Raw genomic sequence first — 25,509 nt, 5'->3', positions numbered from 1 at the left:
CCGTCCCACCCTGGAAGCATCCCGGCCGTACGGCCCCCGAGGGACACCCGGTGGTGAGCCAGATGGTTTTCGAACGACCCGGCCGACGTCCCCGGCTCGCGGCACTCGTGGCCGCCGCCGTCCTGGTGCTCACGCCCGCCGTGGCGAGCTGCTCCGACGACGGCGAAGGGCGCTCGGCGGACCTGGAGACCTCGGCACCGCCCGGGACGACGCCCCCCGACGCCGACGAGCCCGATGACCCCGCCGCCGCCGAGGCGGAGATCACCGAGAACTGGACGGCGTTCTTCGACCCGAAGACCCCCGTGGACGAGAAGGTGCGGCTCCTGGAGGACGGGGAGGAGATGCGGGGCGTCCTCGGGGCCTTCGCCGGTGACAAGAACGCGGCCCTGACCTCGGCGAAGGTCACGGGCGTCGAGTTCACCTCCGACACCGAGGCGAACGTGACGTACGACCTGCTGGTCGGCGGAAACCCGGCCCTGCCCGACGCCCAGGGCACCTCGGTCCTCCAGGACGACACCTGGAAGGTCTCTGTGAGGACCCTGTGCGGCCTGGTCGAGATGAGCGGTGTCACCGTCCAGGGCTGCTGAGGCGGCAGCCGGGCTGCTCCTGGCCCTCGCACTGCTCCTCCTCACGGCCTGCGGCAGCCGGCTCCCGGAGCGCGCCTTCGAGACGCGGCCCGCCGTCCACCCCTCCGGCGGTGAGCCGCTCCGCGTCGGGATCATCACCAGCGCCACGAGCCCGGTCGGCGGGCAGGCCCTCACCGGGCCGCGCGACGGAGCCCGCGCCTACTTCGACGCGCTCAACGCCCGCGGCGGTCTCGACGGGCGCCGGATCGAGGTGGAGACCTGCGACGACGGGGGCAGCGGCGTCGGCAACAACACGTGCGTGCACCGGCTGATCGACGAACGCCGGGTCTTCGCCCTCGTCGCCACCACCGCCCTCGACTACGAGGGCGCGCCGCTCGTCGCCCGCGCCGGCGTCCCCGACATCGGCGGCCAGCCCCTCACACCCGCGTACGACACCCATCCGCACCTCTACGGGATCTACGGCAGCTCCGCCCCGCGTACCGGCGAGGAGCCCGGCTGGGACGGGACCCTGTACGGCGGGACCGAGGCCTACCGGTGGTTCGCACAGGAGCGGGGCGCCAGGACCGCCGCCGTCGTCTCCTACAACCAGGCCGCGTCCGCCGCGTACGCCCGGCTCGTCACCCGGGGGCTGCGTGCCGAGGGCTACCGGGTCGTCGAGGAGCAGGTGGACTTCGCCCTGCCCAACTTCCGCGCCGTGGCGGCCGACCTGAGGGCCCAGCACGTCGACGTCCTCTTCGACGCCATGGACACCCACGGCAACGTGCGCCTGTGCGAGGCGATGGAGACCCTCGGGGTCCGGGTCGACGCCAAGGTCACCCACGTGCAGAACTGGTCCTCGTCCGTCGCCCGCGACCTCGCCCGCGCCCCCGGCTGCCGGGACGCCCTCTGGGTGACCGGCTCCAGCCGCAACCACCAGGACACCGGGCACCCGGCCGTCCGCGAGTTCCGCGCGGCGATGGGGGACCGGCCGCTGTCCCAGTGGCAGCTGGAGGGCTGGGCGGCGGCCATGTGGTTCACCGACGCGGCCCGCTCCTGCCTCGCCGGGGACGGACTCACCCGGGCGTGCGTCGAGAAGTACATGAACCGCCCCGAGCCGTACACCGCACGGGGGCTGCTGCTGCCCGTCCGCTTCGAGCACCTGGACCGGCCGCCCGCGACCCGGAACACCTGTCTCTCCGTGGCCCGTTGGCAGGACGGCCGGGGCTGGGTGAGCCAGGGCGAGATGACGCGGAACTGCGCGACCGTGCCCCAGCTCGGCTACCGGCCGTGAACACCGGGGCTTCACCGGCAGTACAGTCGGGCGACCGATCAACTGACCGGGGGGAACCGGCAGCGCGATGCGTATCTCCTTTCTGCTCCACAACGGCTACCACTACGGCGGCACGATCCGGACGACGTTCACCCTCGCCGAGGAACTGGCGGAACGTCATGAGGTCGAGGTCGTCTCGGTGTTCCGCCACCGGGACCGCCCGCTCCTCGGCCTGCCCGCGGGGGTGACCCTGCGCCACCTCGTCGACCTGCGCAAGGACAGCCCCGGGTACGACGGCGACCACCCCGACTTCCACCGCCCCGCCGAGGTCTTCCCGCGCGGCGACGGACGCTGGAAGCAGTACAGCGCCCTCACCGACGCCCGGATCGGGGAGCACCTGCGCGGGGTCGAGACCGACGTGCTCGTCGGCACCCGCCCCGGGCTCAACGTGCACCTCGTCCGGCAGGCCCGGCGGGGCCCGGTCCTCGTCGGCCAGGAGCACCTGATCCTGGACGGCCACAGCTACCGGCTGCGCCGGGACATCGGCCACGAGTACGCGCTCCTCGACGCCGTCACCACGGTCACCGAGGCGGACGCCCGCGCCTACCGGAAGCTGGGGCTGCCCGGCGTACGGATCGAGGCCGTGCCCAACAGCGTGCCCGCGCCCCCGGGACCGTCCGCCGACCCCGCGGCGAAGACCGTCGTCTCGGCGGGCCGGCTGACCGCGGTCAAGCGGTACGACCTGCTGATCGACGCCTTCGCCGAGGTGGCGGCCGACCACCCCGACTGGAAACTGCGGATCTACGGCACCGGCGACGCCGTCCAGGACCTCAAGGGACCGCTGACCCGCCAGATCAAGGACCGGGGCCTCGGCGAGCGGGTCTTCCTCATGGGCTCGGTGACCCCGCTCGAACCGGAGCTCGCCAAGGGCTCGATCGCGGCCGTGACCTCGCAGCGCGAGTCCTTCGGCATGACCATCGTCGAGGCGATGCGCTGTGGACTCCCGGTGGTCTCCACCGACTGCCCGCACGGGCCGCGCGAGATCATCGAGGACGGGGTCGACGGGTTCCTGGTGCCGGTCGACGACGTGGCCGCGTTCGCGCGGGCCCTGCGCCGGCTCGTCGAGGACGACGAACTGCGCGCCAAGACGGCACGGGCCGCGCTCGCCGCCGCCGAGCGCTTCGATCCGGCCAGGATCGCCGCCCGGCACGAGGCCCTCTGGACGGAACTCGTCGAGCGGGGCGCGGGCCGGCGCACCCACCCCCAGGGCCGCGAGACGCGCCACCGGCAGGTCGGCCGGGCCGTCGACGCGGTCTACACCCTGAAGGCGAAGGCGGGCCGGCTGGTCCGCCGCCTCCGCTGAACCCCCGGATCCCGCCCATCGAGGACAGAAGCCGTCCGCGAGGGCTGGCAGACTCGGCGCCATGTTGGAGACCTCCGCACGGCTCTTGCGTCTGCTCTCGCTGCTCCAGGCCCACCGGGAGTGGTCCGGCGCCGACCTCGCCGAGCGGCTCGGGGTCACACCCCGGACCGTACGGCGGGACGTCGACCGCCTGCGGGTGCTCGGCTACCCCGTCCACGCCAGCCCCGGGACCGGCGGCGGGTACCAGCTGGGCGCCGGCGCCGAGTTGCCGCCGCTGCTCCTCGACGACGAGGAGGCCGTGGCGGTCGCCGTCGGACTGCGCGCCGCCGCGGGGCAGGGCGTCGAGGGCATCGGCGAGAGTTCCGTACGGGCCCTGGCCAAGCTGGAACAGGTCCTGCCCGGGCGGCTGCGGCGCCGGGTGAGCGCCCTGAACGCCTTCACCGTCCCGATGCTGCGCACCCCGCGCGAGCGGATCGACCCGGCGGTGCTCACCGAACTCGCCCACGCCTGCCGGGACGCCGAGCGGCTGCGCTTCGAGTACCGCGACCACGGCGGGGCGGCCACCCGCAGGACCGTCGAGCCGCACCGCCTGGTGTGCAGCGAGCGGCGCTGGTACCTGGTCGCCTGGGACGTGGACCGGGCCGGCTGGCGTACCTTCCGGGCCGACCGGATCGTGCCGACACCTCCGCACGGCCCCCGCTTCACGCCCCGCGAGCCGCCCGCCGAGGACCTGGCCGCCTACGTGGCGAAGGGCGTGTCCACCGCCGCGTACGCCACGGAGGCGACGGTCCGGCTGCACGTGCCGCTCGCCGAGGCCGCGGCGGCCGTCGGAGCCGTCGACGGCATCCTCACGGCGGACGGGGAGGACGCCTGCCTGCTGCGGACCGGGGCCCACAGCCTCGACCTGATGGTGATCCACGTGTCGCTGATCGGCTTCGAGTTCGAGGTGCTCGACCCGCCGGAGCTGGTCGACCGGGTGCGGGCGCTCAGGGACCTGTTGTCCCGCTCTCTCGACCGGCCGGCCGGCGCTCCGGCGGCGGACTCGTGAGCCGCATCCGCTCGTAGTCGGCGAACTCCGGGTGGTGCAGGTCGAAGGCGGGCGCCTCGGAGCGGATCCGGGGCACCTCGACGAAGTTGTGCCGGGGCGGCGGGCAGGAGGTCGCCCACTCCAGGGAGCGCCCGAAGCCCCACGGGTCGTCGACGTCGACCTTCGCGCCGTCCCGGTGGGTCCGCCACACGTTGTAGAGGAACGGCAGAGTGGAAGCGCCGAGCAGGAAGGCTCCGATCGTCGACACCGTGTTGAGGGCGGTGAAGCCGTCGGCGTCCAGGTAGTCGGCGTACCGCCGGGGCATGCCCTCGGCGCCGAGCCAGTGCTGCACCAGGAAGGTCAGGTGGAAGCCGGCGAACAGCGTCCAGAAGTGGACCTTGCCGAGCCGTTCGTCGAGCATCCGGCCGGTGAACTTCGGCCACCAGAAGTAGAAGCCCGCGAAGGTCGCGAAGACGACCGTGCCGAACACCGTGTAGTGGAAGTGGGCCACCACGAAGTACGAGTCGGTGACGTGGAAGTCCAGCGGCGGCGAGGCGAGGATCACTCCGGTGAGTCCGCCGAAGAGGAAGGACACCAGGAAGCCGACGGCCCACAGCATCGGTGTCTCGAAGGAGAGCGAGCCCCGCAGCATCGTGCCGGTCCAGTTGAAGAACTTGACGCCGGTGGGCACCGCGATGAGGAACGACAGCATCGAGAAGAACGGCAGCAGCACCGCGCCCGTCACGAACATGTGGTGGGCCCAGACGACCACCGAGAGACCGGTGATCCCCATGGTGGCGGCGATCAGCGTCGCGTAGCCGAAGATCGGCTTGCGGGCGAAGACGGGGATGATCTCGCTGACGATCCCGAAGAACGGCAGCGCGATGATGTAGACCTCGGGGTGTCCGAAGAACCAGAAGAGGTGCTGCCAGAGCAGCGCGCCGCCGTTCTCGGGCTGGAAGACCACGGAGCCGAGGCGCCGGTCCGACTCCAGGACGAGCAGGGCCGCGGCGAGCACCGGGAAGGCCATGAGGACCAGGACCGCGGTGAAGAGCACGTTCCAGGTGAAGATCGGCATGCGGAACATGGTCATGCCGGGCGCCCGCATCCCGATGATCGTCGCGAGGAAGTTCACGGACGTGAGGATGGTGCCGAAGCCGGAGAGGGCGAGGCCCATGATCCACAGGTCGGCGCCGACGCCGGGGGAGCGTTCGAGGCTGTTGAGGGGCGCGTACGCGGTCCAGCCGAAGGCGGGCGGTCCGCTGGGCACGAGCAGCGAGGCGAGGACCATCAGGCTGCCGAAGAGGAAAAGCCAGTACGAGAACATGTTCAGCCGGGGGAAGGCGACGTCGGGCGCGCCGATCTGGAGCGGCACGAGTTCGTTGGCGAAGCCGGCGAAGGTGGGCGTCGCGAAGAGCAGCAGCATGATCGTGCCGTGCAGGGTGAAGGCCTGGTTGAACTCCTGGTTCGAGACGATCTGGAGTCCGGGGCGGGCCAGCTCCGCCCGCATCAGCATGGCCATGAGGCCGGCCACCAGGAAGAAGACGAACGAGGTCACCAGGTAGAGGTGGCCGATCCTCTTGTGGTCCGTCGTGGTCAGCCAGTCGATCAGCACGCGGCCGTGCCGGTGCCGGGTCGATTCGGCGGTCGCGGTCGCTGTCCCGTTGCCCATCGCTTCCTCCGCCTCGCCGTCGTCCCGGCTCCGCGTCTCCGGGCGTTGGGACAGCGTAAGCATTGTGTAAGGGAACAGTGAGCGGCTCGGGTGCGCGTCGCCGGCCCAATTCGGGTCGGACGTGCGGGAAGCGGGAATTGCGTGCGGGTTATCGGCTCTTCCGGCCCCTTCGTGTGAACTGATGGAGGTGCTACGGAATTACTGGAGAAACGGCCGGAAACCGTCTCCCCGGGTGAAGGTGATCATGCCAAACATATGTCGAGAACTTGTGACACAAGCGTGACCGTCAAGGTACTAACGTGAGGGTCATGGCACCCACATCGCGCACTCCCGAACCGCCCCGCGACGCCCCCGAGTCCTATGTGGGCCTCGACGCGGAAGGCGCCGCCCAGCTCGCGAGGACGCGGGGCTGGAGCACCGTCAGAGCACTGCCGCCCGGCTCGATCATCACGATGGAGTACCTGGTGGGACGCATCAACTTCGAGGTCGAGGACGGTACGGTCACCCGCTGCTGGGTCGGCTGACGGGCGCGTCCCCGGGCACGGCGAAGGCCCCGGCCGATGACGGCCGGGGCCTTTCGCGTACGTGCGACGGTCGGGGGCGGTCAGCCGCGGGCGACCGGGGTGCGCCGTCCGCCGGCCACCCCCACCGGCTCCCGGGCGGGCTCCCTGGCGGGCTCCTCCGAGCCGGCCGGACGCGGCGGGAAGAGGCCGGGGCGCGGGCCGCCGGAGGCCACGGGCAGCGAGGGCACGAGCCGGCGACGGTCCCGCAGCCGCTCGCGCAGCCGGTCGCGGAGAGTCAGGATCCACGCCTCCGCCACGGCGATGACCGGCTCGCACCAGGGGAGCGCGAGGAGGACGAGCAGCCCGGCGGCCCAGCCCAGGAGGACGTCGCTCAGCCAGTGCGTACCCAGGTAGACGGTCGTGAGGCCGACGCCGAGCGCGACCACGGCGGAGAGCGCCGACAGATAGCGCCTGGCCCGCGGGGTGGTCGCCAGATAGGCGAGGATGCCCCAGGTCACCACCGCGTTGGCGGTGTGACCCGAGGGGAATATGTCACCGCCCGCGAAGAGCTCGGCCGAGCCGACCTGCGTCGCGTAGTGGGGCCCGAGGCGGCCCAGTCCGAGCTTGACCGCGCCGACCGTGACGTTGAGCAGCAGGAGGGCGGCGCCGAGGCAGAGCAGGGGCCGCAGCGTGTGCTGGCGCCAGGAGCGCCAGCCCAGCCAGGCGGCGACCATGACGGCCGTGGGGCCGCGCTGACCGAGGACGACGTAGTAGTCGAGGAAGCCGTGGATCCCGGGCCACTGCTGGTACGGCCGGAAGAGCATGATCTTCCAGTCGAGGGTCACCAGCCAGGTCGACAGCAGCACGGCCACGACGATGGCCAGATAGAACGCCGACGTCCCGCCGAAGAGGGCGAGACGCGTGCGGGTCATCCGCGGGACCTCTATCTTCGGCGGTTCCGGCTCCCGGTCCAGCCGGGCAAAGATGTCGGTACGCACCCAATCGACGTTACAGGGAGTGAGAAGCAGACCCGGTCGATCCGCTCCCTTCGTGATGTTGATGTGATGTGGAGTAGGTCTCAGTGACCGGCCTATTCGCGACGTCCGTCGGGAAATCCGATGACCTTCCGCCCTAATGCGGGAGGGGCATTGTCGGAAGAGTGTTTGAGTGCCGGGGAATTGCTCCAAACAGACGTCCGTGCGGAATTCCATGCGACGCGCGCACCGGCCGGAGTGGCGTACGCCACACCCGGAGCCCCGCCGGTGTGAGAGCTGCACCACGCGCTCGGGGCTCGGACTCGCGTACGCTGACGGCTCACTCGCCCGTCGATGCCGGGCCGCCCCAGGGGCATAAGTCCTGGTCGGGGGCCGCCGAGCGCGAGAGCTTCACTGGGAGGTACGCACATGTCGCGGACGAACACGGCCCAAGAGCGAACGCCCGCCGCCACCGGCGCCGGAGCCAACCGCTGGGTCGTCCTCCTCGTCCTCTGCGTGAGTCTCCTCCTGGTCGCCCTCGACGCGACCATCCTCCACGTCGCCGTGCCCTCGCTCACCGAGGACCTGCGCCCGAGCTCCACCGCGCTGCTCTGGATCGTCGACGCCTACCCGCTGGTCTGCGCCTCGCTCCTCATCCTCTTCGGCACCCTCGGCGACCGGGTCGGACGGCGGAGGGTCCTCCTCCTCGGATACGCGCTCTTCGGCGTCGCCTCCGCGGTCGCCGCGCTCGCCACCGAACCCGGCGTCCTCATCGCGGCCCGCGCGCTGCTCGGCGTCGGCGGCGCCATGATCATGCCCGCCACGCTCTCCATCCTCCGGGCGGTCTTCCCCGACCGGCGGGAGCGCGCCACCGCCATCGGCGTCTGGACCGCGGTCGCCGCGGTCGGCGCCGCCACAGGACCCGTCCTCGGCGGCTTCCTCGTCGAGCACTACTGGTGGGGCTCCGTCTTCCTCATCAACATCCCCCTGATGGCGCTGATCCTGCCGCTCGGCCGCCGCCTCCTGCCCGAGTCCCGGGGAGCCGCCGACGGACCCTGGGACGTCCTCGGCGCGCTCATGGCCGCCGCCGGCGTCCTCGGCTGCGTCCTCGGCGTCAAGCGCGCCGGTGCCGGCGACCCGCTCCTCGCCCTGCCGACCGCGGGGCCGCTGCTGCTCGGAGCCGCGCTCCTCGTCCTCTTCGTACGGCGGCAGAGGCGGCGCCCGCACCCGCTGATCGACATGGGGCTCTTCTCCCGGGCGGCCTTCACCACCTCGGTCGGCTGCATCGTCATCGGCATGCTGGCCCTGGTCGGCCTGGAGCTGATCGCCGTCCAGTACCTCCAGCTGGTCCTCGGGCTCGGCCCCCTGGAGACCGGGCTCCGGCTGCTTCCGCTCACCTTCGCCGCCATGGCCGCCGGCGCCACCGGCTCGTACACCCTGCGCAGGATCGGACCGCGCCGGATGGTCGGCTGGGGCTTCGTGCTCACCGCCGCCGCCGTGCTGCTGCTGACCTTCATGGGGCAGCACGACCGGCCGCTGCTGCTCACGGTGGGCTTCGTGCTGCTCGGCTTCGGTCTGCAGACCACGCTCTTCTCGGCGTACGAGTCGATGCTGAGCGAGGCGCCGCAGCGCAGCGCGGGCGGCGCCGCCGCGATCGGCGAGACCTCGTACCAGCTCGGCGCCGGCATGGGCATCGCCCTGCTCGGCAGTGTGATGAACGCGGCGTACGCCCCCGGGCTCGCCGCCGTTCCCGGGGTGCCCGCGGAGGCGAGCAGGGCCGCGGCGAACTCGCTCGGCGAGGCCTATCAGGTGGCCGACCAGCTCGGCGGCGCGGCGGGCGGCGCGCTGCACCAGGCCGCCCGGCACGCCTTCGTGAACGGGCTGCACGTCACGCTCTTCGTGAGCGCGGGGCTGCTGCTGCTCGGCGCGGTGATGGCCCGGCGGCTGCCCCGGATGATGGAGTGCCCGGAGGAGTCGGCGGAGCCGGTGGCGGCCGATTCCGCGGTGAGGGGTCTTTCGAAGCGGGCGGAGTGCCCGGGGCCCTCGGGGTCCCCCGAGGCGGTCGCGACCGTGGAGCCGTCCCTGCTCGCCCGGCCGTCCGAGCCGCGGGTGCCCGCGACCCGGGAAGCGATCGAGCCCGCCGGCTCGGGGCGTCCGGCGCACTGACCCGATCCTTCGGGTGCCCGGCCGGACCGGCGGACCCGCTCAGCTCTGGTTGAAGAAACCGTCCTGCCGGCGCCGGCCCGTCTCACCGGTGACGATCTGGGTGTCGGCGGGGGTCAGCAGGAAGACCCGCGTCGCCACGCGCTCGATCGAACCGCGCAGACCGAAGGCGAGGCCGGCGGCGAAGTCCACCACGCGCTTGGCGTCGTTCGGCTCCATCGCGGTCAGGTTCACGATCACCGGCACACCGTCCCGGAAGAGCTCGCCGATGCCGCGGGCGTCCCGGAAGCCGTCGGGCGAGACGGTGGCGATCCGGCGGCCCCGGTCCTCGGCGGTGTCCGTGGCGACCCGGACCCGGGGGTCCGTCACCCAGGCGTCGCCGCCCTCGGCACCGTCGGCGTACTCGTCGTCGTAGTAACGCTCGTCGTTGTCCTCGACGAGTCCCAGCCAGGCACTCGCCTTGCGCACCGATCCCATGGACGCCTCCTTTCAGCGCGGTCACTTGTGGTTCCGCAATCCCTATCGTCCTTCATGATGCCGATCGCGCGCCAAGTGGATAGACGGCGCGCAGGGGGTTCGTGACGGGACTGGTGCAGAACGTGAGCACCGTTTCCTGGCGATTCGTCAGGAAACTTGCGGTATGCGGGGCCTGAGGGAGGGCCATGTAGCTGAAAATATGAAAGTCGGGCCGGAAGGGTGACGATGGGCGCGTACGGGTGAACGCGCCCGCTCGCTACGATGCCGCGAGGCCGCTCCGCGGCATCGCGCGCAGTCCACGGGGGAGTCTCTTGTTCGGAATCGTCAGGCCCTGCACCCACCGCCTCACGGACGGCCTGAAGGTCGAGTGGATGGCCCACCTCTGCGGCCTCTGCCTGGCGCTTCGCGCCGACCACGGGCAGTTCGCCCGGGTCGTCACCAACTACGACGGGCTCATCGTCTCCGTCCTGACGGAGGCTCAGACGGGCCCGGTGGCAAGCGGACGGCGCACCGCGGGACCCTGCCCGCTGCGCGCGATGCGGACCGCCCCCGTGGCCCGGGGCGACGGTGCCAGGCTCGCCGCCGCCGTCTCCCTGGTCCTCGCCTCCGCGAAGGTACGCGACCACGTCGCCGACCGGGACGGCCTGTTGGCGCGGCGGCCCGTCGCCGCCGCGGCCCGCCGCGTCGCCCGCTCCTGGGACAAGGCCGGGGCCAGGACCGGCCGCTCCCTCGGCTTCGACACCGCCGTCCTCGTCGACGCCGTCGACCGCCAGACCGGCATCGAGGCCCTCGCGGGGCCCGGCACCTCCCTGCTCGCCGTCACCGAACCGACCGAGACCGCGACCGCGGCCGCCTTCGCGCACACCGCCGTCCTCGCCGGACGGCCGGAGAACGCGGAGCCGCTCGCCGAGGCGGGCCGGCTCTTCGGCCGCCTCGCCCATCTCCTCGACGCCGTCGAGGACCAGACCGCCGACACCGAGGCCGGCGCCTGGAACCCGCTCACCGCCACCGGCACCACCCGGGAGGAGGCCCGCCGGCTCGCCGACGACGCGCTCCACGGCATCCGGCTCGCCCTGCGGGACGCCGAGTTCACCGACGACAAGCTGGTCCACGTCCTGCTCGCGCACGAGCTGCGCACCTCGGTGAACCGCGCCTTCGGGACGACGACCTGCGCGCACGGGGCGCCGGGACCGGGGCAGGGCCCGGTGCCGGGCAATCCATACGCGGGCGGGACGCCGGGCCCGTACAACCCGTACGGGGGGAACCCCTACGGGGGCGGGTCCATGGGTCCGGGCGGTCCGGGCGGTCCGGGCGGTCCGGGCGGCGCCGGTGGGCCCGGTGGGCCCGGGGGGCTGCCGCCGCAGTTCGGCGGCGGGGCGCCCCAGGCTCCCAAGCCGCGCGGCTTCCTCGCCGGGTGTGCCATGTTCACCTGGCTCTTCTGCACCTGCCAGATCTGCTGCGCCAAGGAGTACGAGGGTCCCTGGTCCCGCAAGAAGCGCGAGGGCTGCTGCCGCGACTGTGACTGCAACTGCGACTCCGGCTGCGGAAACTGCGACTGCTGCTGTCCCTGCGACGGCTGCTGACGTCCCGTCGGCCCGACGCCCCCGCCGGGCACCCCCTCACTTCTTCGGTGCCGGGAGTTCCGGCGGGGAGATCCGCGACGTGGGGATGCCCGACCCCGTGACCCCCCACTTCCGCAGGATCCTGTCGTACGTCCCGTCCGCCTTCAGGCCGTTCACCGCCGCCTGGAAGGCGGGCGCGAGCGGGGTGCCCTTCTTGAAGGCGAAGCCGACGTCGAGCCGCCGGTACTCGTTGAGGAACTTCACGTTCCGCTGCTGCGTCACCGCGTACCGCAGACCGTTGATCGTGTTCATCACGACATCGCTGCGGCCCTGCTGGAGCGACATCCAGATCGCCCCCGTCTCGCTGTAGACGTTCACCTCGTACGGCTTCTTGCCGGCCTCCGCGCACCGGCCCTTGTTCTGCTCCAGGGTCCGTTCGAAGGTGGTGCCCGCGTTCACGGCCACCTTCAGACCGCACAGCCGGGTGAGGTCCGTGACCGCCTTCAGCGGGCTGTCGGCCCGGCTCGCGAAGCCCTGGCCGTCGTTGATGTACGTGACGAAGTCGATGGCCTTGCGCCGCTCCTCCGTCACGCCGAAGTTCCCTGTGCCGACGTCGTACTTGCCGCTGCCCAGCGCCGGCAGGATCGCCTCGAAGCCGACCACCTCGCGCTTCAGCTCAAGACCGAGGGCCTTCGCCACGGCGCCGGCGAAGTCGGCGTCCACGCCCACCACGGTCCTGCCGTCCGGCAGATAGGCCGAACTCGGCGGCGTCGCGACCGAGGAGGCGATCGTGAGGCTGCCCCGGCGCCGTACGTCGGCGGGGAGCAGCTTCGCCGCGGCCTCGTTCCTGGCGACCGCCGACACCACGTCCTCGGTCGGGAGGGCGTTCTTCGAGGCGCCCGGTGCGCCGGAGACCGCGGCGGGGGCCGTCGCGGGCTCGCCGCCCGCGCAGGCGGTGAGGGTGAGCGCGGTGGCGGTGATCAGGGCGAAGGCGAGGGTGGTGCGCGCGGTGCCGGTACTCGTACGCGTGCTCATGGCTTCGGGTTCTCCAGGAATTTCTCGAACGGCAGCGGGCCGATCGACTCGGGCTCTGCGGTCACGTCGAACAGCGGGCGGTAGCCGCTCGCCAGATAGAGGCCTCGGGCCTCGGGCTGGCGAGGGCCGGTCGTCAGGAAGATCCGGGAGTAGCCGCAGGCGGCGGCCTCCCGTTCGAGCACGGTCAGGACGCGGCGGGCGAGGCCGCGCCTGCGGTGGTCCGAGTGGGTCCAGATCCTCTTGAGTTCGGCGGTGTGGTCGTCGTAGCGGCGGTAGGCGCCCCCGGCCACGGGCCGGCCCTGCTCCAGGAGGAGCAGGAAGGCGCCGTGGGGAGGAGCGAACTCCTCCGCCGGGTAGCGGTTCAGGTCGTGGGCGGAGCCGTACCGGGTCGTGTACTCGTGCGCCAGCTCGTCGAGGAGCGGGCGGGCCAGGGCGTCGGTGGTCGTGGTCCGGTGCACGGACAACGCGAAGGTCATGAAGGTCCTTCGGGGCGAAGGCAGGAGGAGGCTTCCCTCAGGACGAGGAAGGACGGCGGTCTCCTCCGGAGCGAAGGCAGGCCGCGGCTTCCTTCAGGACGAAGGAGGACACAGGGGCAGGGCGAGGGGAGGGGAGAGCTCAGGCGCCGGCGAGGGGCCTGGATGTGAAGGCGCCGCGGAGAACAGCACGCGGGTGGGGCGGAACAGCGGGTCGGCTCAACAGGAAGAGGACCACACGCGACCGAAGTCGATGTGGGAGCGCGTGACCAGCTGCTGCGGATGCATGGCCCCAGTGGAACAGGCATCCGTTCCCCCGTCAACCACGATGAGACGTACGGCTCACAGTGCGGACAGCCTTGACAGCGGCCCGTGTTGACCGCATAGCCTCGAAGGGCGGATCGGGCTGAGGGGCCCGGATCCGCGACTCAGCGCGTGTGAAGGCGCACCCCCGTGTTCGATCCGCCCCCTGGCATCCACGGAGCCTTCGCATGTCCGCGACCCTCGCCACCACCCCCGCCACGGCCCCGCCGGCCGACCCGCCTCCGCGCATCGTCCCCGCCCGCCGCGCCGGACAGTGGACCGCCGCCGGTCTCGTCCTCGTCCTGCTCGCCTTCGGTCTCGTCTCGGTCGTCCGCAACGAGGCCTTCCAGTGGGACGTGGTCGCCGCCTACTTCACCTCCGCGTCCGTCCTGCGCGGCCTCGGCCTCACCCTGTGGCTCACGGCCCTCGTCATGGTCCTCGGCTTCGCCCTGGGGACCCTGCTCGCGGTGCTGAGGCTCTCCGCCAACCCCGTTCTGCGATCCGTGAGTTGGGGGTACGTCTGGTTCTTCCGGTCCACTCCGATCCTGGTCCAGCTGCTCTTCTGGTTCAACATCGGAGCGCTCTACCCGCAGATCCTCGGCGTGAACACCGTCAACCTCCTCGGACCCGTCGCCGTCGCCGTCCTCGGCCTCACCCTGCACGAGGCCGCCTACGCCGCCGAGGTCGTGCGCGGCGGCATCCTCTCCGTCGACCGGGGCCAGATCGAGGCCGCCGAGTCCCTCGGTCTCGGCCGTCGGCGCCGGCTCTCCCGGATCGTGCTGCCGCAGGCCATGCGGGCGATCGTCCCGCCCGCCGGGAACATGCTGATCGGCACCCTCAAGGGCACCTCGATCGTCTCCGTCATCGCCGTCCAGGACCTGCTCTACTCGACGCAGCTCGTCTACCACCGCACGTACGAGATCATCCCGCTGCTGCTCGTCGCCACCCTCTGGTACGTCGCCGTCACCTCGGTCCTCGGCATCGGCCAGCACTACATCGAGCGGCACTACGCCCGCGGAACGGCCGGTGCGCGATGAGCGGCCATCCGGCGGCCGTTCCCTCGCCCGCCGTGCCGCCCACCCCGTCGATCGTGATCGTGGGCGCCGGGCCGCGGGGGACCGGTGTCCTCGAACGCCTCGCCGCCAACCTGCCCGAGCTGTACGGCGACCGCCCCCTCGACCTCCACCTCGTCGACCCGCACCCGGCGGGCCCCGGCCGCATCTGGCGCACCGGCCAGTCCCCGCTGCTCTGGATGAACTCCCGTGCCGAGGACGTCACGATGTTCACCGACGAGACCGTGGTCCTCGAAGGACCCGTCCGCCCGGGCCCCACCCTCGCCGAATGGTCCGGCATCGAGGGACGCGCCTTCCCCACCCGTCCCGAGCAGGGCGCCTATCTGCGCTGGACGTACGAGCGGGCCCGCGCCTCCCTGCCCGCCTCCGTCACCGTCCACGAACACCGCACCACCGCCCTGCGCGTCGGCGGCCCCCGCGAGGGACGCCAGCGGGTCTGGCTGCGGGACGCCGCCGCACCCCTCCTCGCCGACCTCGTCGTCCTCACCGTCGGACACCTCGACGCCGAACCCGACGCGGAGCAGCGGGCCCTGGCCGGGTTCGCCGCCCGCCACGGCCTCGTCCACCTGCCGCCCGACTTCACCGCCGACACCGACCTCACCGCACTGCCCGCCGGCGAACCCGTCCTCGTGCGCGGTTTCGGACTCGCCTTCGTCGATCTGATGGCGCTGCTCACCGAGGGCCGCGGCGGACGGTACGAGGGCGAGGGCGACGCGCTGGTCTACGTACCCTCGGGCAGGGAACCCGTCCTGTACGTCGGGTCGCGGCGGGGGGTCCCGTACCACTCGAAGCTCGGCTACGTCCTCGACGGCGAACGGCCCCCGCTGCCCCGCTTCCTCGGCCCCGAGCAGACCGACGCCCTGCTGAGGCGGACCGGTCCCCTCGACTTCCGGCGCGACGTGTGGCCCCTCGTCGACAAGGAACTCGGCTGGGCCCACTACCACCGGCTGTTCGCCGCCCACCCCGAGCGGACCGCGCTCCCCTGGAGCGACTTCGAGAAGGCCTACGCGCAGGCACCGCCGCACGGGGCCGAACTCGCCGCGGTCGTCGCCGCCGCCGTCCCCGACCCCGCCGACCGGCTCGACCTCGACGCCCTCGACCACCCCCTCGACGGCCTCCGCTTCGGCTCCGCCGAAGCCCTCCAGCAAGGCCTGCGCGACTACGTCCACGACGACCTGACCCGCCGTCACGACCCCGCCCACAGCGCCGACGCCGCCGTCTTCGACGCGCTGCTCTCCGTCTACGGCCAGCTCCTGCGGCTCGGCACGCGCCTGGGGTCCGACGGCTGGTGGCACGGCTTCTTCAGCTACCTCGCCTCCGGGCCGCCCGGCCCCCGGCTGCACCAGCTCCTCGCGCTCTCCCGCGCCGGCGTCGTCCGCTTCCTCGGCCCCCAGGTCACCGTCGAAGCCGACGAGGAACGCGGACTCTTCCGGGCCCGGTCCCCCGCCGTACCGGGGGAGTGGACCGAGGCCCGCGCCCTGGTCGAGGCCCGCCTCCCCGACCCCACCCTCGAACACACCGGCAGCCCGCTCCTGCGCGCCCTGCACGAGGACGGCGCGCGGGCCACCGTCGAGGGCCTTCTCGTCGTCGACCCCGTCGACGGCCGGATCCTGGAGCACGACGGCCGCCCGCACCCGCGCCGCTTCGCCCTCGGCCCGCACACCACGGCACGGGCCGGCGGCGCCTTCACCCGGCCCCGTACGGGCGGGTTCGCCTTCCGGCAGAACGACGTCACCGCGCGGGCCGCGCTGACCTTCCTGCGCGACCGTGCGTGTCGGTCCACGGTCCCGCTGAGCGCCTGACCCCCGCGCGCCCACCCCTCCCTCCGCTCCACCCTCCCGCCCCTTCCGAGGAACCGCCATGGCTCTCACCAGCGATCCACCCGCCGAAACCAGCGATCCGCCGCCCGCCGAAACCAGTGATCCGCCGACCACCGAAACCAGCGATCCGCCCGCCGCCGAAAGTGCCGTGAAGGGCCCGCGCACCGCGGCGCCCGCACCCGCCGACCTCGTGATCGTCCCCGTACGTCACCCCTGGCGCTGGGTGGCCGTCGTCGTCACCGCCGTCCTGCTCGTCCAGTTCGCCCACGGTCTCGTCACCAACCCCGGCTGGGAATGGGACGTCTTCGCCGCGTTCTTCACCGCGGAGACGATCCTCCGGGCCGTCTGGGTCACCCTCCAGCTCACCTTCTACGGCACCGCCCTCGGCTTCGCCGTCGGCATCGTGCTCGCCTTCATGCGCCTGTCGGCCAGCCCGTTCCTGCGGTCCGTCGCGTTCGGCTACATCTGGGCGTTTCGCTCGATCCCGCTCATCGTCCAGCTCCTCTTCTGGTTCAACCTGGCCTATCTGTACAAGGAGTTGAGCATCGGCATCCCCTTCGGGCCCGGCTTCGTCGCCTTCGACACCATGGGTCTGGTCGGCGAGATGAGCGCCGCCGTCCTCGGCCTCGCCCTGCACCAGGCGGCGTACGCGGCGGAGATCGTCCGGGGCGGGGTGCTCTCCGTCGACCACGGTCAGTCGGAGGCCGCGGCCTCGCTCGGCATCCCGAGGCTCCGGCAGGTGCGGCGGATCGTGCTGCCGCAGGCGATGCGCTCGATCCTGCCCAACGCCGCCAACGAGATCATCTCGCTCTTCAAGGGCACCTCGATCGTCTCCGTCATGGCGATCGGCGAACTCTTCTACCAGGTGCAGGTCGTCTACGGCCGCAACGGGCGGGTCGTCCCGCTCCTGATGGTCGCCACCGCCTGGTACGTCCTGCTCACCACTGCGCTCTCCGTCGTCCAGCACTACGTCGAACGCCACTACGCGAAGGGGAGCGTCCGATGAGCTCCGTCACCGCAGACCCGAGGCCCAAGGTCGAGATACGGGGCGTCCACAAGAACTTCGGCCCGCTCCACGTCCTGCGCGGCATCGACCTCGACGTCCGGGCCGGCGAGGTCACCGTCGTCCTCGGCCCCTCGGGCTCGGGCAAGTCCACCCTGCTGCGGACCGTCAACCACCTGGAGAAGGTCGACGGCGGCACCGTCAGCGTCGACGGCACCCTCGTCGGCTACCGCCGCTCAGGGAACAAGCTGTACGAGCTGCGCGAGCGGGAGATCCTCAAGCAGCGGACCAGGATCGGCTTCGTCTTCCAGAACTTCCACCTCTTCCCGCACCTGACCGTCCTGGAGAACATCGTCGAGGCGCCCGTCTCGGCCCTGAAGCGCCGCCGCAAGGACGCCGAGGCCGCGGCCCGGCAGCTCCTCGATCGGGTCGGACTCGCCGACAAGGCGGAGGCGTACCCCAAGCAGCTCTCCGGCGGGCAGCAGCAGCGGGTCGCCATCGCCCGCGCGCTCGCCCTCGAACCGGGCCTGCTCCTCTTCGACGAGCCGACCTCCGCGCTCGACCCCGAACTGGTCGGCGAGGTCCTCGACGTCATCAAGTACCTGGCCGCCTCCGGCACCACCATGATCGTCGTCACCCACGAGATCGGCTTCGCCCGCGAGGTCGCCGACACCGTGGTCTTCATGGACGAGGGCCGGATCGTCGAGCAGGGGCCGCCCGCCCAGGTGCTCGACGCCCCGCGGCACGAGCGCACCCGCGCCTTCCTCTCCAAGGTCCTCTGACCCTCCCGCCTTTCCGTTTCCTCCTCTCCACTCTCTCCTCTCTCTCCTCTCCTTTCTCTTCTCCCACAGGAGCACCACCGTGAAGACCCGTCGTAGCCTCCTCGCCGCCCTTGCCTCGCTCACCGCCCTCGGGGTCCTCACCGCCTGCGGCTCGGGTGACGCCGCCGTCGACAGCGTCGCGCCCGCCGACGGGAAGCGGAGCGGCGGCCTCAATCTGAGGCACGAGCAGAACCGCGTCCACACCCCCAAGGTCGACGCCCTCGCCGGCCTGCTGCCCGAGGCCGTCCGCAAGAGAGGCACGCTCGTCCTCGGCGTCTCCGCGACCAGCAACGCGCCGCTCGCCTTCCGCGCCACCGACGACAAGACGCTGATCGGCGTCGAGGTCGACCTCGCCACCCTGGTCGCCGACGCCCTCGGTCTGAAGCCCGAGTTCAACCCGGTCGCCTGGGAGAACCTCTTCGTCGGCCTCGACAGCGGCAAGTACGACGCCGTCTTCTCCAACGTCACCGTCACCGAGGAGCGCAAGGAGAAGTACGACTTCGCCACCTACCGCCTCGACGACCTGGCCTTCGAGGCGAAGAAGGGCTCCGGCTGGACGGTGAAGGGACCCGAGGACGTGGCCGGCAAGAAGATCGCCGTCGGCTCCGGCACCAACCAGGAGAAGATCCTCGTCGACTGGTCCGCGCAGAACGAGAAGGCCGGCCGCGAGCCGGTCGACATCACGTACTACCAGAACACCTCGGACTACTACCTGGCGCTCCAGTCCGGCCGGATCGACGGCTACCTCGGCCCCAACCCCGTCGCCGCCTACCACGTGCTCTCCGCCGGCCAGACGGAGATCGTCGGGAAGTTCTCCGGTGCGGGCGCCGGCCTCCAGGGCAAGATCGCGGCCACCACGAAGAAGGACAGCGGTCTCGTCGCCGCCTACGCCGCCGCCCTCGACCACGTCATCGAGAACGGCACCTACGCCCAGGTCCTCAAGCGGTGGGGCCTCGACGACGAGGCCGTGAAGAAGTCGGAGATCAACCCGCCGGGCCTGCCGCGCACCGGGAACTGACCCACCCCGTCCGTGCCGGGAGACCGCACCCGTTCCGAGAGAGACCGCATGACCAGCATCCGAACACTCCACCTCGCCGCCGAACTCGCCCCCGGACCCGAAGGCCCCCCTTCCACCTCCGCCGCGCGTACGGTCGCGCTCGCCCGCCTCGCCGAGGCCGCCGGGCTCGACTTCCTCACCCATGACGACTCCTTCGCCCGGCCGGGCCTGGACGCGCTCGCCGTCCTCGCCCGAGTCGCCCCCGAGACCCGGTCCGTCGGTCTCGTACCGACCGTGACCACCACCCACACCGAGCCGTTCCACGTCCAGGCCGCCGTCGCCACCCTCGACTGGGTGAGCAGGGGCCGGGCCGGCTGGCGGATCGCGGTCTCCCCGACCGGGGCGGAGGCCCGGCTCTTCGGCCGCCGCCCCGTCCCGCCCGCCGCCGAACTCTGGCAGGAGGCGGGCGAGGTCGCCGAGGTCGCCCGCAAGCTGTGGGACAGCTGGGAGGACGACGCCGAGATCCGCGACGTGGCGACCGGCCGGTTCGTCGACCGCCGCAAGCTGCACCACGTGAACTTCCAGGGCTCGACCTTCTCCGTGAAGGGCCCCTCGATCGTCCCCCGGCCCCCGCAGGGCAATCCGGTGACCGTCGTCGACGCCACCCGCCCCGCGGCCAGGGAGACCGCCGCCCACCACGCCGACGTGGTCCTGATCCGGGCCGGCTCCGCGGAGGAGGCCGCGGCCCTCCGCGCCGAACTGCACCGGGCGGCCCGCGCCCACGGCCGCGACCCCGGACAGCTGCGCGTGCTGCTCTCGGCGACCGTCGACCTCGACGCGTACGAGGGCGGGCCCGGGGCGCTCGCCGAGCTGATCGCCGGCTGGCACGGCGGCGGCGCGGTCGACGGCTTCCACCTCGTCCCCGCCGTGCCCGAACGGGACCTGGCGCGGTTCGCCGCGGACACCGTGACCCGGCTCCGGGACCGCGGCCTCCTCCGTACGGCCTACGAGGGCGCCACCCTCCGCGACCACCTGGGGCTCGTCCGCCCCGCAGGCCAGTACGCCACGACGGGAGCAGGCGCGTGAGCACATCCCCCGCCCGGAAGCGGATCCATCTCGCCGCCCACTTCCCCGGCGTCAACTCCACCACCGTCTGGTCCGATCCGCGCTCCGGGTCGCAGATCGACTTCTCCTCCTTCGAGCACCTCGCGAGAACCGCGGAGCGCGGTCTCTTCGACTTCTTCTTCCTGGCCGAGGGGCTGCGGCTGCGCGAGCACAACGGTCGGATCCACGACCTCGACGTCGTCGGCCGGCCTGAGTCGATCACCGTCCTCAGCGCGCTCGCCGCCGTCACCGACCGGCTCGGCCTGGCCGGCACGGTCAACGCCACCTTCAACGAGCCGTACGAACTGGCCCGCCGGCTCGCCTCGCTCGACCACCTCAGCGCGGGGCGGGCCGCCTGGAACATCGTCACCTCGTCGGACGCCTTCACCGGCGAGAACTTCCGGCGCGGCGGCTACCTCGACCGGGCCGACCGGTACACCAGGGCCGCCGAGTTCCTCGCCACCGCCCGGGAGCTGTGGGACTCCTGGACCCCGGACGGCCGCCCGCGGCCCTTCGCCCACGACGGGCCGCAGTTCGGGATCGAGGGCGAGTTCACCGTCCCGCGCTCCCCGCAGGGGCATCCGGTCGTCATCCAGGCCGGAGACTCCGCCGAGGGCCGGGAGTTCGCCGCCTCGGCCGCCGACGTGATCTTCACGCGGCACTCCACCCTGGAGGCCGGCCGGGAGTTCTACGCCGACGTGAAGGGGCGGCTGGCCCGGTACGGGAGGGAGCCGGGCGACCTGAAGATCATGCCGGGGGTGACGTACGTCCTCGGGGACACCGACGCCGAGGCGCAGGAAGAGGCCGCCGAGATCCGCCGCCTCCAGGTCTCCCCGCAGAACGCGATCCTCGCCCTGGAGCAGATCTGGGGCCGCGACCTGTCCGGCTACGACCCCGACGGGCCGCTCCCGGACGTCGATCCCGACCCCGACTCGGCGCTCGTCCAGGGCCGGGTGAGGGTCGCCGACCCGGTGGCGGTGGCCAGGAAGTGGCGGGCGCTCTCCGAGGCGAAGGGCCTGTCGATCCGGCAGACGGTCATCGAGTCCGCCGGGCGGCAGTCCTTCGTCGGCAGTCCGGCGACGGTGGCGGCGGCCCTGGAGGAGTTCGTGGCCACGGATGCCGCCGACGGCTTCATCCTCGTCCCGCACCTCACTCCCGGCGGTCTCGACGACTTCGTCGACCGGGTCGTCCCGCTGCTCCAGGAGCGCGGGGTCTTCCGTACGGAGTACGCCGGCACGACGCTCAGGGCGCACCTCGGGCTGCCCGAGCCCGTATGGAAGGGTTGAGCACCATGAGTACGGATCCCCAGCAGGACTGGCAGCACTGGCACGAGCAGCGGGAGGCCGCGGTCTCCTCCTCGTACGGCCCGCTCTCCCTCACGGGCACCCACTGGCTCGCGGACTTCCCTGAGGGGCGGCTTCCTGGCGTTCCCGGCGAGTGGCGGGAGGACGGCGACGAGGTCCTCCTGTCGGCGGGCGCGGAGGACGCGGTCACCGTCGACGGCAAGCCCCTCATCGGCACGGTCCGGCTCACCGCCGACCACGGCCCGATCCACGAGTCCCGCGTCGAGTCGGCGGGCCGGCGGCTCGTGGTGCTCCGGCGCGAAGGGCTGTGGGCCGTAAGGGACTTCGACCCGGAGTCGGAGGCGCGCCGCGCGTTCCGGGGCATCGAGGCCACCCCGTACGACGACCGCTGGGTGGTGCCCGGCGTGTTCCGACCGTACGAGGAGACCCGCAGCGTGCGGGTCGAGAACGCCGACGGCAGGGAGCGCGGTCTCGGGCTGTCCGGGGAGCTGGTCTTCGACCTGCACGGGGGCGAGCACACCCTGCAGGTGGCCGTCGAGGACGACGGCTCCCTGTGGGCGGTCTTCGCGGACGCCACCAGCGGCCGGGACAGCTACCGCTTCCGCTTCCTCCGCCCGGCGGCTCCGGCCGAGGACGGTTCGGTGACGGTGGACTTCAACCGTGCGCTGCTGCCGCCGTGCGCCTTCGCCGACCACTTCATCTGCCCGTTCCCGCCGCCCGGGAACACGCTCGACACCGCGGTGCCGGCGGGGGAGCGGCTGCCGAGCCGCGCCTGAGCAGGGCATTGACCCGATGCGGCACGGATGACGGGTGCCCCCCGGCCGGGACGGCGGGGGCACCCGTCCGTTCGGCGGTCTTGTGCGTCCGCTCCGGGAGGGCCACTATCACTCACGGTGCATGTCAGGAACACGTCACCTGATAGCGCTCATGGGCCCGCCATCCACGGGCCCCTCCGCTTTTCCCAGAAGGAGAATCGTGAGGAGCACAGTGAGGAACACCCGCACCCGTCTGCTCGCCCTCGTCGCCGGAATCGCGGCCGTGACGGCCATCGGACTCCCCGGAGCCCAGGCCGCCCCCGCCCCCGGCCCGGCCGGAGCCGCCCAGCTCGCCCGCGCCGACGCCGCCGTCGACGCCGCGGGGGTCGGCGGCACCGCCTGGTACGTGGACAGAGCGGCCGGCCGGGTCGTCGTCACCGCCGACTCCACCGTCACCGACGCGGGGATCGCGAAGATCCGCGCGGCGGCCGGTGCCGACGCCGGAGCCCTCCGCGTCCAGCGCACCCCCGGCGTCTTCAAGCCCCTGCTCGGCGCGGGCGACGCCATCTACGGCAGCGGCTACCGCTGTTCGCTCGGCTTCAACGTGCGCAGCGGCAGCACGTACTACTTCCTCACCGCCGGCCACTGCGGCAACGTCGTGAAGACCTGGTACGCCAACTCGGCGCAGTCCACCCTGATCGGCGCCACCGTCGGGTCCAGCTTCCCCGGCAACGACTACGCGCTCGTCCGCTACGACAACGCCTCGCTCGCCCACACCGGGGGCTTCACCGCCGCCGACGCCTACGTGGGGGAGTCCGTCAAGCGCTCCGGCTCCACCACCGGCACCCGCAGCGGCACCGTCACCGGCCTCGACGCCACCGTGCACTACTCCGGCGGCGGCACCGTCCGCGGCATGATCCAGACCAACGTCTGCGCCGAGCCCGGCGACTCCGGCGGCGCGCTCTACGACGGCACCAAGGCGCTCGGCCTCACCTCGGGCGGCAGCGGCAACTGCTCCACCGGCGGCACCACGTTCTACCAGCCGGTGCCCGAGGCGCTCGCCAAGTACCGGGTCAGCCTCTACTGATCCCCGCGCACCGATCCGCACCTTTCCCCCCCCCACTCAGGAGGAACGAGAAGTGAGGAACCAGCGCACCACCCGCACCCGCACCCGTACGATCCGGACGCTCGCGGTCGCCGCCGGGCTCGCCGCCGCCGCGGCTTTGGCCGTCCCCACGGCGAGCGCGGGCACGACGCAGACCTTCGGCGCCTCCCAGCTCTCCGCCGCGAGCGACGCCGTGCTCGCCGCCGACGTGGCGGGCACCGCCTGGCACGTCGACGCCGCCACCGGGAAGGTCGTCGTCACCGCCGACTCCACCGTCTCCCCGGCCGAGATCGCGAAGATCAGACAGCAGGCGGGGGCCAACGCCGGCGCGATCCGCGTCGAACGGACTCCCGGAAAGTTCACCAAGCTGATCTCCGGCGGCGACGCGATCTACGCCTCCAGCTGGCGCTGCTCGCTCGGCTTCAACGTCCGGGACAGCGCGGGCAACTACTACTTCCTCACCGCCGGCCACTGCACCGACGGCGCGGGGACCTGGTACTCCAACTCCTCCCGGTCGACCGTCCTCGGCAGCACGACCGGATCGAGCTTCCCGGTCAACGACTACGGGATCGTCCGCTACACCAACAGCACGGTCACCAAGTCCGGCACCGTCGGCAGCGTCGACATCACCAGCGCCGCCAACGCGACGGTCGGCATGTCGGTCACCCGTCGCGGCTCCACCACCGGCACCCACAGCGGCTCGGTGACCGGTCTCAACGCCACCGTGAACTACGGCGGCGGGGACATCGTCTACGGCATGATCCGCACGAACGTGTGCGCCGAGCCCGGCGACTCCGGCGGCCCGCTCTACTCCGGCAGCCGCGCCATCGGCCTCACCTCCGGCGGCAGCGGCAACTGCTCCTCGGGCGGGACGACGTTCTTCCAGCCCGTGACGGAGGCCCTGAGCGCGTACGGGGTCAGCGTCTACTGACCGCGTACGGGGTCGGCAGACGCTGACCGTGTACGGGGTCGGCGTCTGCTGATCCTCCGACCGACGGCCCCCGCTTCGGTGGGGGCCGTCTTCGTGTGTCCTACGCGCGGACCTCGTCCAGCTCTCCCGCGATCGGCTCCGCCTCGGGCTTGCGCTTCAGCGAGGACATCACCAGGGTGACCGCCGCGCCGACGACCGCCCAGGCGGAGAGGACCAGCATCGAGCCGGTCATGTCGTTGCCCTTGAAGTACGCGATCGAGCGCGCCGCCCAGGTGCCCGCTCCCGGCGGCAGGGCCGGGCCGATCGCGTTCCAGAACGGGGGCAGCATCGGCAGCGGGAAGGCGCCGCCCGCGCTGGGGTTGCCCGCGATCACGATCAGCAGGATCGCCAGGCCGATGCCGACGATCCCGAAGACCGACTGAAGCGCGAGGGTGGCGCAGCCGACGGCGAAGACGACCAGGGCGCCGAGCCCCCACAGGGCGGCGACGCTGCCGGGCAGGGCGCCCAGGATCGGGCCGACGATGATCGCGCCGCCGAGGCCGCCGAGGACCGAGTAGACAGCGAGCGCGCCGAGACGGATGATCGCGCGTTCCCGGTTCGCGGGCCGCGAGCCCGCGCTGATCGCCAGGATCGCGGCGCAGATGTAGCCGCCGACGCACCAGCCGACGACCAGGTAGAAGGCCGAGAGTCCGTCGAAGTCCTCCGCCGAGGCCGGGGCCACGTCGACCGTCCGCAGGGTGCGCTGCTGGGCTCCCTCCACCTGAGTGAAGATCGTCTGCAGGGCGGAGGAGAGCACGGTGCCGCCGCCGGAGGCGACGAGCAGGGTGTCGGTGCGGCCGGTCGGGTCGACGATCAGGGCGCCGTCGATGTCCCGGTTCAGGATCTGCTGCCGTGCCGCGGCCTCGTCGGTGACCGTGCGGGGGTCGAGCGGGTCGCCGGGGAGCTTCTCCAGCTGCCCGACGAGCCGGGCGGAGGCCTGCTGCGGCGCGACGACGCCGAAGGGCACGTCCCGCGGCTTCGGGTGGTGCAGGGCCCCGACGTACGAGGCGATGAACAGGAGCTGGAGGGCGAGGACGCCGACGACGAGCAGGGCTGCTCGGGGGGTGACGGCGCTTTTCAGTTCATCGACGAGACTCATGCCCCCACGCTCCGGGGCAGGGGGTGTTCCCGCAGGTGGGAGGCGCCCGAATGGCTGACGGAGGCGGGGC

At 72.4% G+C, this 25,509-nt stretch carries 23 protein-coding genes; 17 read left to right on the top strand and 6 right to left on the bottom strand.

Going from position 1 to position 25,509, the window contains the following annotated elements; genetic code table 11:
• Window positions 1–62: 62 nt before the first annotated feature.
• The 4 genes from ACIA8N_RS21535 to ACIA8N_RS21520 all read left to right on the top strand — a co-directional run bounded on the left by ACIA8N_RS21535 (window position 63) and on the right by ACIA8N_RS21520 (window position 4,247).
• On the top strand, window positions 63–587 hold the full coding sequence (locus tag ACIA8N_RS21535; protein ID WP_365783663.1) for a hypothetical protein: 525 nt from the start codon (window positions 63–65) through the stop codon (window positions 585–587).
• The gene (locus ACIA8N_RS21530) at window positions 565–1,857 is read left to right on the top strand and encodes an ABC transporter substrate-binding protein (protein ID WP_365783661.1); all 1,293 of its coding nucleotides are present in this window, start codon (window positions 565–567) and stop codon (window positions 1,855–1,857) included. Before ACIA8N_RS21535 ends, ACIA8N_RS21530 begins: the two co-directional genes overlap by 23 nt.
• A gap of 67 nt (window positions 1,858–1,924) precedes the next feature.
• The gene (locus tag ACIA8N_RS21525) at window positions 1,925–3,199 is read left to right on the top strand and encodes a glycosyltransferase family 4 protein (RefSeq protein WP_365783659.1); all 1,275 of its coding nucleotides are present in this window, start codon (window positions 1,925–1,927) and stop codon (window positions 3,197–3,199) included.
• 61 nt (window positions 3,200–3,260) lie between these two features.
• Window positions 3,261–4,247 carry a YafY family protein gene (locus tag ACIA8N_RS21520; RefSeq protein WP_365783657.1) on the top strand — a complete coding sequence of 329 codons (987 nt, stop codon included), beginning with the start codon at window positions 3,261–3,263 and terminating at the stop codon, window positions 4,245–4,247.
• On the opposite strand, the gene ctaD is transcribed toward ACIA8N_RS21520, so the two are convergent.
• Window positions 4,186–5,898 carry a cytochrome c oxidase subunit I gene (gene ctaD, locus ACIA8N_RS21515; protein WP_365783692.1) on the bottom strand — a complete coding sequence of 571 codons (1,713 nt, stop codon included), beginning with the start codon at window positions 5,896–5,898 and terminating at the stop codon, window positions 4,186–4,188. The genes ACIA8N_RS21520 and ctaD overlap by 62 nt on opposite strands.
• Window positions 5,899–6,206: 308 nt before the next feature.
• On the opposite strand from ctaD, the gene ACIA8N_RS21510 reads away from it, so the two are divergent.
• A complete protein-coding gene (locus ACIA8N_RS21510; RefSeq protein ID WP_365783655.1) occupies window positions 6,207–6,422 on the top strand; it encodes an I78 family peptidase inhibitor in 216 nt (71 codons plus the stop codon).
• An 80-nt stretch (window positions 6,423–6,502) separates the two neighbouring features.
• Here the strand turns inward: ACIA8N_RS21510 and ACIA8N_RS21505 are convergent, their stop codons facing one another.
• The gene (locus tag ACIA8N_RS21505; RefSeq protein ID WP_399416748.1) at window positions 6,503–7,333 is read right to left on the bottom strand and encodes a phosphatase PAP2 family protein; all 831 of its coding nucleotides are present in this window, start codon (window positions 7,331–7,333) and stop codon (window positions 6,503–6,505) included.
• Window positions 7,334–7,804: 471 nt separating this feature from the next.
• Here ACIA8N_RS21505 and ACIA8N_RS21500 point away from each other — a divergent pair, with 471 nt between their 5' ends.
• A complete protein-coding gene (locus tag ACIA8N_RS21500) occupies window positions 7,805–9,541 on the top strand; it encodes an MFS transporter (protein WP_365783651.1) in 1,737 nt (578 codons plus the stop codon).
• A gap of 39 nt (window positions 9,542–9,580) precedes the next feature.
• Here ACIA8N_RS21500 and ACIA8N_RS21495 read toward each other — a convergent pair whose 3' ends face one another.
• The gene (locus ACIA8N_RS21495) at window positions 9,581–10,015 is read right to left on the bottom strand and encodes a cell division protein SepF (protein ID WP_030221238.1); all 435 of its coding nucleotides are present in this window, start codon (window positions 10,013–10,015) and stop codon (window positions 9,581–9,583) included.
• Between the two features lie 311 nt (window positions 10,016–10,326).
• Between ACIA8N_RS21495 and ACIA8N_RS21490 the strand changes: the two genes are divergently transcribed.
• Window positions 10,327–11,598, top strand: a complete 1,272-nt coding sequence (locus ACIA8N_RS21490) for a DUF5685 family protein (RefSeq protein ID WP_365783648.1) — start codon at window positions 10,327–10,329, stop codon at window positions 11,596–11,598.
• Window positions 11,599–11,634: 36 nt separating this feature from the next.
• Here ACIA8N_RS21490 and ACIA8N_RS21485 read toward each other — a convergent pair whose 3' ends face one another.
• Window positions 11,635–12,612 carry an ABC transporter substrate-binding protein gene (locus ACIA8N_RS21485; RefSeq protein ID WP_365783646.1) on the bottom strand — a complete coding sequence of 326 codons (978 nt, stop codon included), beginning with the start codon at window positions 12,610–12,612 and terminating at the stop codon, window positions 11,635–11,637.
• Window positions 12,609–13,088, bottom strand: a complete 480-nt coding sequence (locus ACIA8N_RS21480; RefSeq protein WP_365783644.1) for a GNAT family N-acetyltransferase — start codon at window positions 13,086–13,088, stop codon at window positions 12,609–12,611. Before ACIA8N_RS21480 ends, ACIA8N_RS21485 begins: the two co-directional genes overlap by 4 nt.
• Window positions 13,089–13,576: 488 nt before the next feature.
• On the opposite strand from ACIA8N_RS21480, the gene ACIA8N_RS21475 reads away from it, so the two are divergent.
• From ACIA8N_RS21475 to ACIA8N_RS21430, 10 genes are all read left to right on the top strand, one after another.
• Window positions 13,577–14,425, top strand: a complete 849-nt coding sequence (locus tag ACIA8N_RS21475; RefSeq protein ID WP_365783642.1) for an amino acid ABC transporter permease — start codon at window positions 13,577–13,579, stop codon at window positions 14,423–14,425.
• Window positions 14,422–16,263: an FAD/NAD(P)-binding protein gene (locus ACIA8N_RS21470; protein ID WP_399416747.1), complete on the top strand. Its 1,842-nt coding sequence runs from the start codon at window positions 14,422–14,424 to the stop codon at window positions 16,261–16,263. The genes ACIA8N_RS21475 and ACIA8N_RS21470 overlap by 4 nt, the downstream gene beginning before the upstream one ends.
• Window positions 16,264–16,321: 58 nt before the next feature.
• Window positions 16,322–17,287 carry an amino acid ABC transporter permease gene (locus ACIA8N_RS21465; protein WP_365783640.1) on the top strand — a complete coding sequence of 322 codons (966 nt, stop codon included), beginning with the start codon at window positions 16,322–16,324 and terminating at the stop codon, window positions 17,285–17,287.
• Window positions 17,284–18,066, top strand: coding sequence for an amino acid ABC transporter ATP-binding protein (locus ACIA8N_RS21460; RefSeq protein WP_365783638.1), 783 nt, complete (start codon window positions 17,284–17,286; stop codon window positions 18,064–18,066). Before ACIA8N_RS21465 ends, ACIA8N_RS21460 begins: the two co-directional genes overlap by 4 nt.
• 79 nt (window positions 18,067–18,145) lie before the next feature.
• Window positions 18,146–19,123, top strand: a complete 978-nt coding sequence (locus ACIA8N_RS21455) for an ABC transporter substrate-binding protein (protein ID WP_365783636.1) — start codon at window positions 18,146–18,148, stop codon at window positions 19,121–19,123.
• A 48-nt stretch (window positions 19,124–19,171) separates the two neighbouring features.
• A complete protein-coding gene (locus ACIA8N_RS21450) occupies window positions 19,172–20,188 on the top strand; it encodes an LLM class flavin-dependent oxidoreductase (protein WP_365783634.1) in 1,017 nt (338 codons plus the stop codon).
• A gap of 23 nt (window positions 20,189–20,211) precedes the next feature.
• Entirely contained in the window at window positions 20,212–21,492 is a 1,281-nt protein-coding gene (locus ACIA8N_RS21445) for an NtaA/DmoA family FMN-dependent monooxygenase (RefSeq protein WP_365783688.1), read from the top strand.
• Window positions 21,493–21,497: 5 nt separating this feature from the next.
• On the top strand, window positions 21,498–22,286 hold the full coding sequence (locus ACIA8N_RS21440) for a DUF1684 domain-containing protein (protein ID WP_365783632.1): 789 nt from the start codon (window positions 21,498–21,500) through the stop codon (window positions 22,284–22,286).
• A 151-nt stretch (window positions 22,287–22,437) separates the two neighbouring features.
• Complete coding sequence (locus ACIA8N_RS21435; protein ID WP_365783686.1) at window positions 22,438–23,352, top strand: S1 family peptidase; 915 nt, start codon at window positions 22,438–22,440, stop codon at window positions 23,350–23,352.
• Window positions 23,353–23,404: 52 nt separating this feature from the next.
• Window positions 23,405–24,301: a S1 family peptidase gene (locus ACIA8N_RS21430; protein ID WP_365783630.1), complete on the top strand. Its 897-nt coding sequence runs from the start codon at window positions 23,405–23,407 to the stop codon at window positions 24,299–24,301.
• Window positions 24,302–24,401: 100 nt separating this feature from the next.
• On the opposite strand, the gene ACIA8N_RS21425 is transcribed toward ACIA8N_RS21430, so the two are convergent.
• Window positions 24,402–25,439: a DUF3533 domain-containing protein gene (locus tag ACIA8N_RS21425; RefSeq protein WP_365783628.1), complete on the bottom strand. Its 1,038-nt coding sequence runs from the start codon at window positions 25,437–25,439 to the stop codon at window positions 24,402–24,404.
• Between the last annotated feature and the right edge of the window lie 70 nt (window positions 25,440–25,509).

Origin of the sequence: Streptomyces sp. NPDC051822 (genome assembly GCF_044452745.1) — a bacterium.
GTDB lineage: Bacteria > Actinomycetota > Actinomycetes > Streptomycetales > Streptomycetaceae > Streptomyces.
This window is presented reverse-complemented; position numbering and strand designations above follow the sequence as displayed.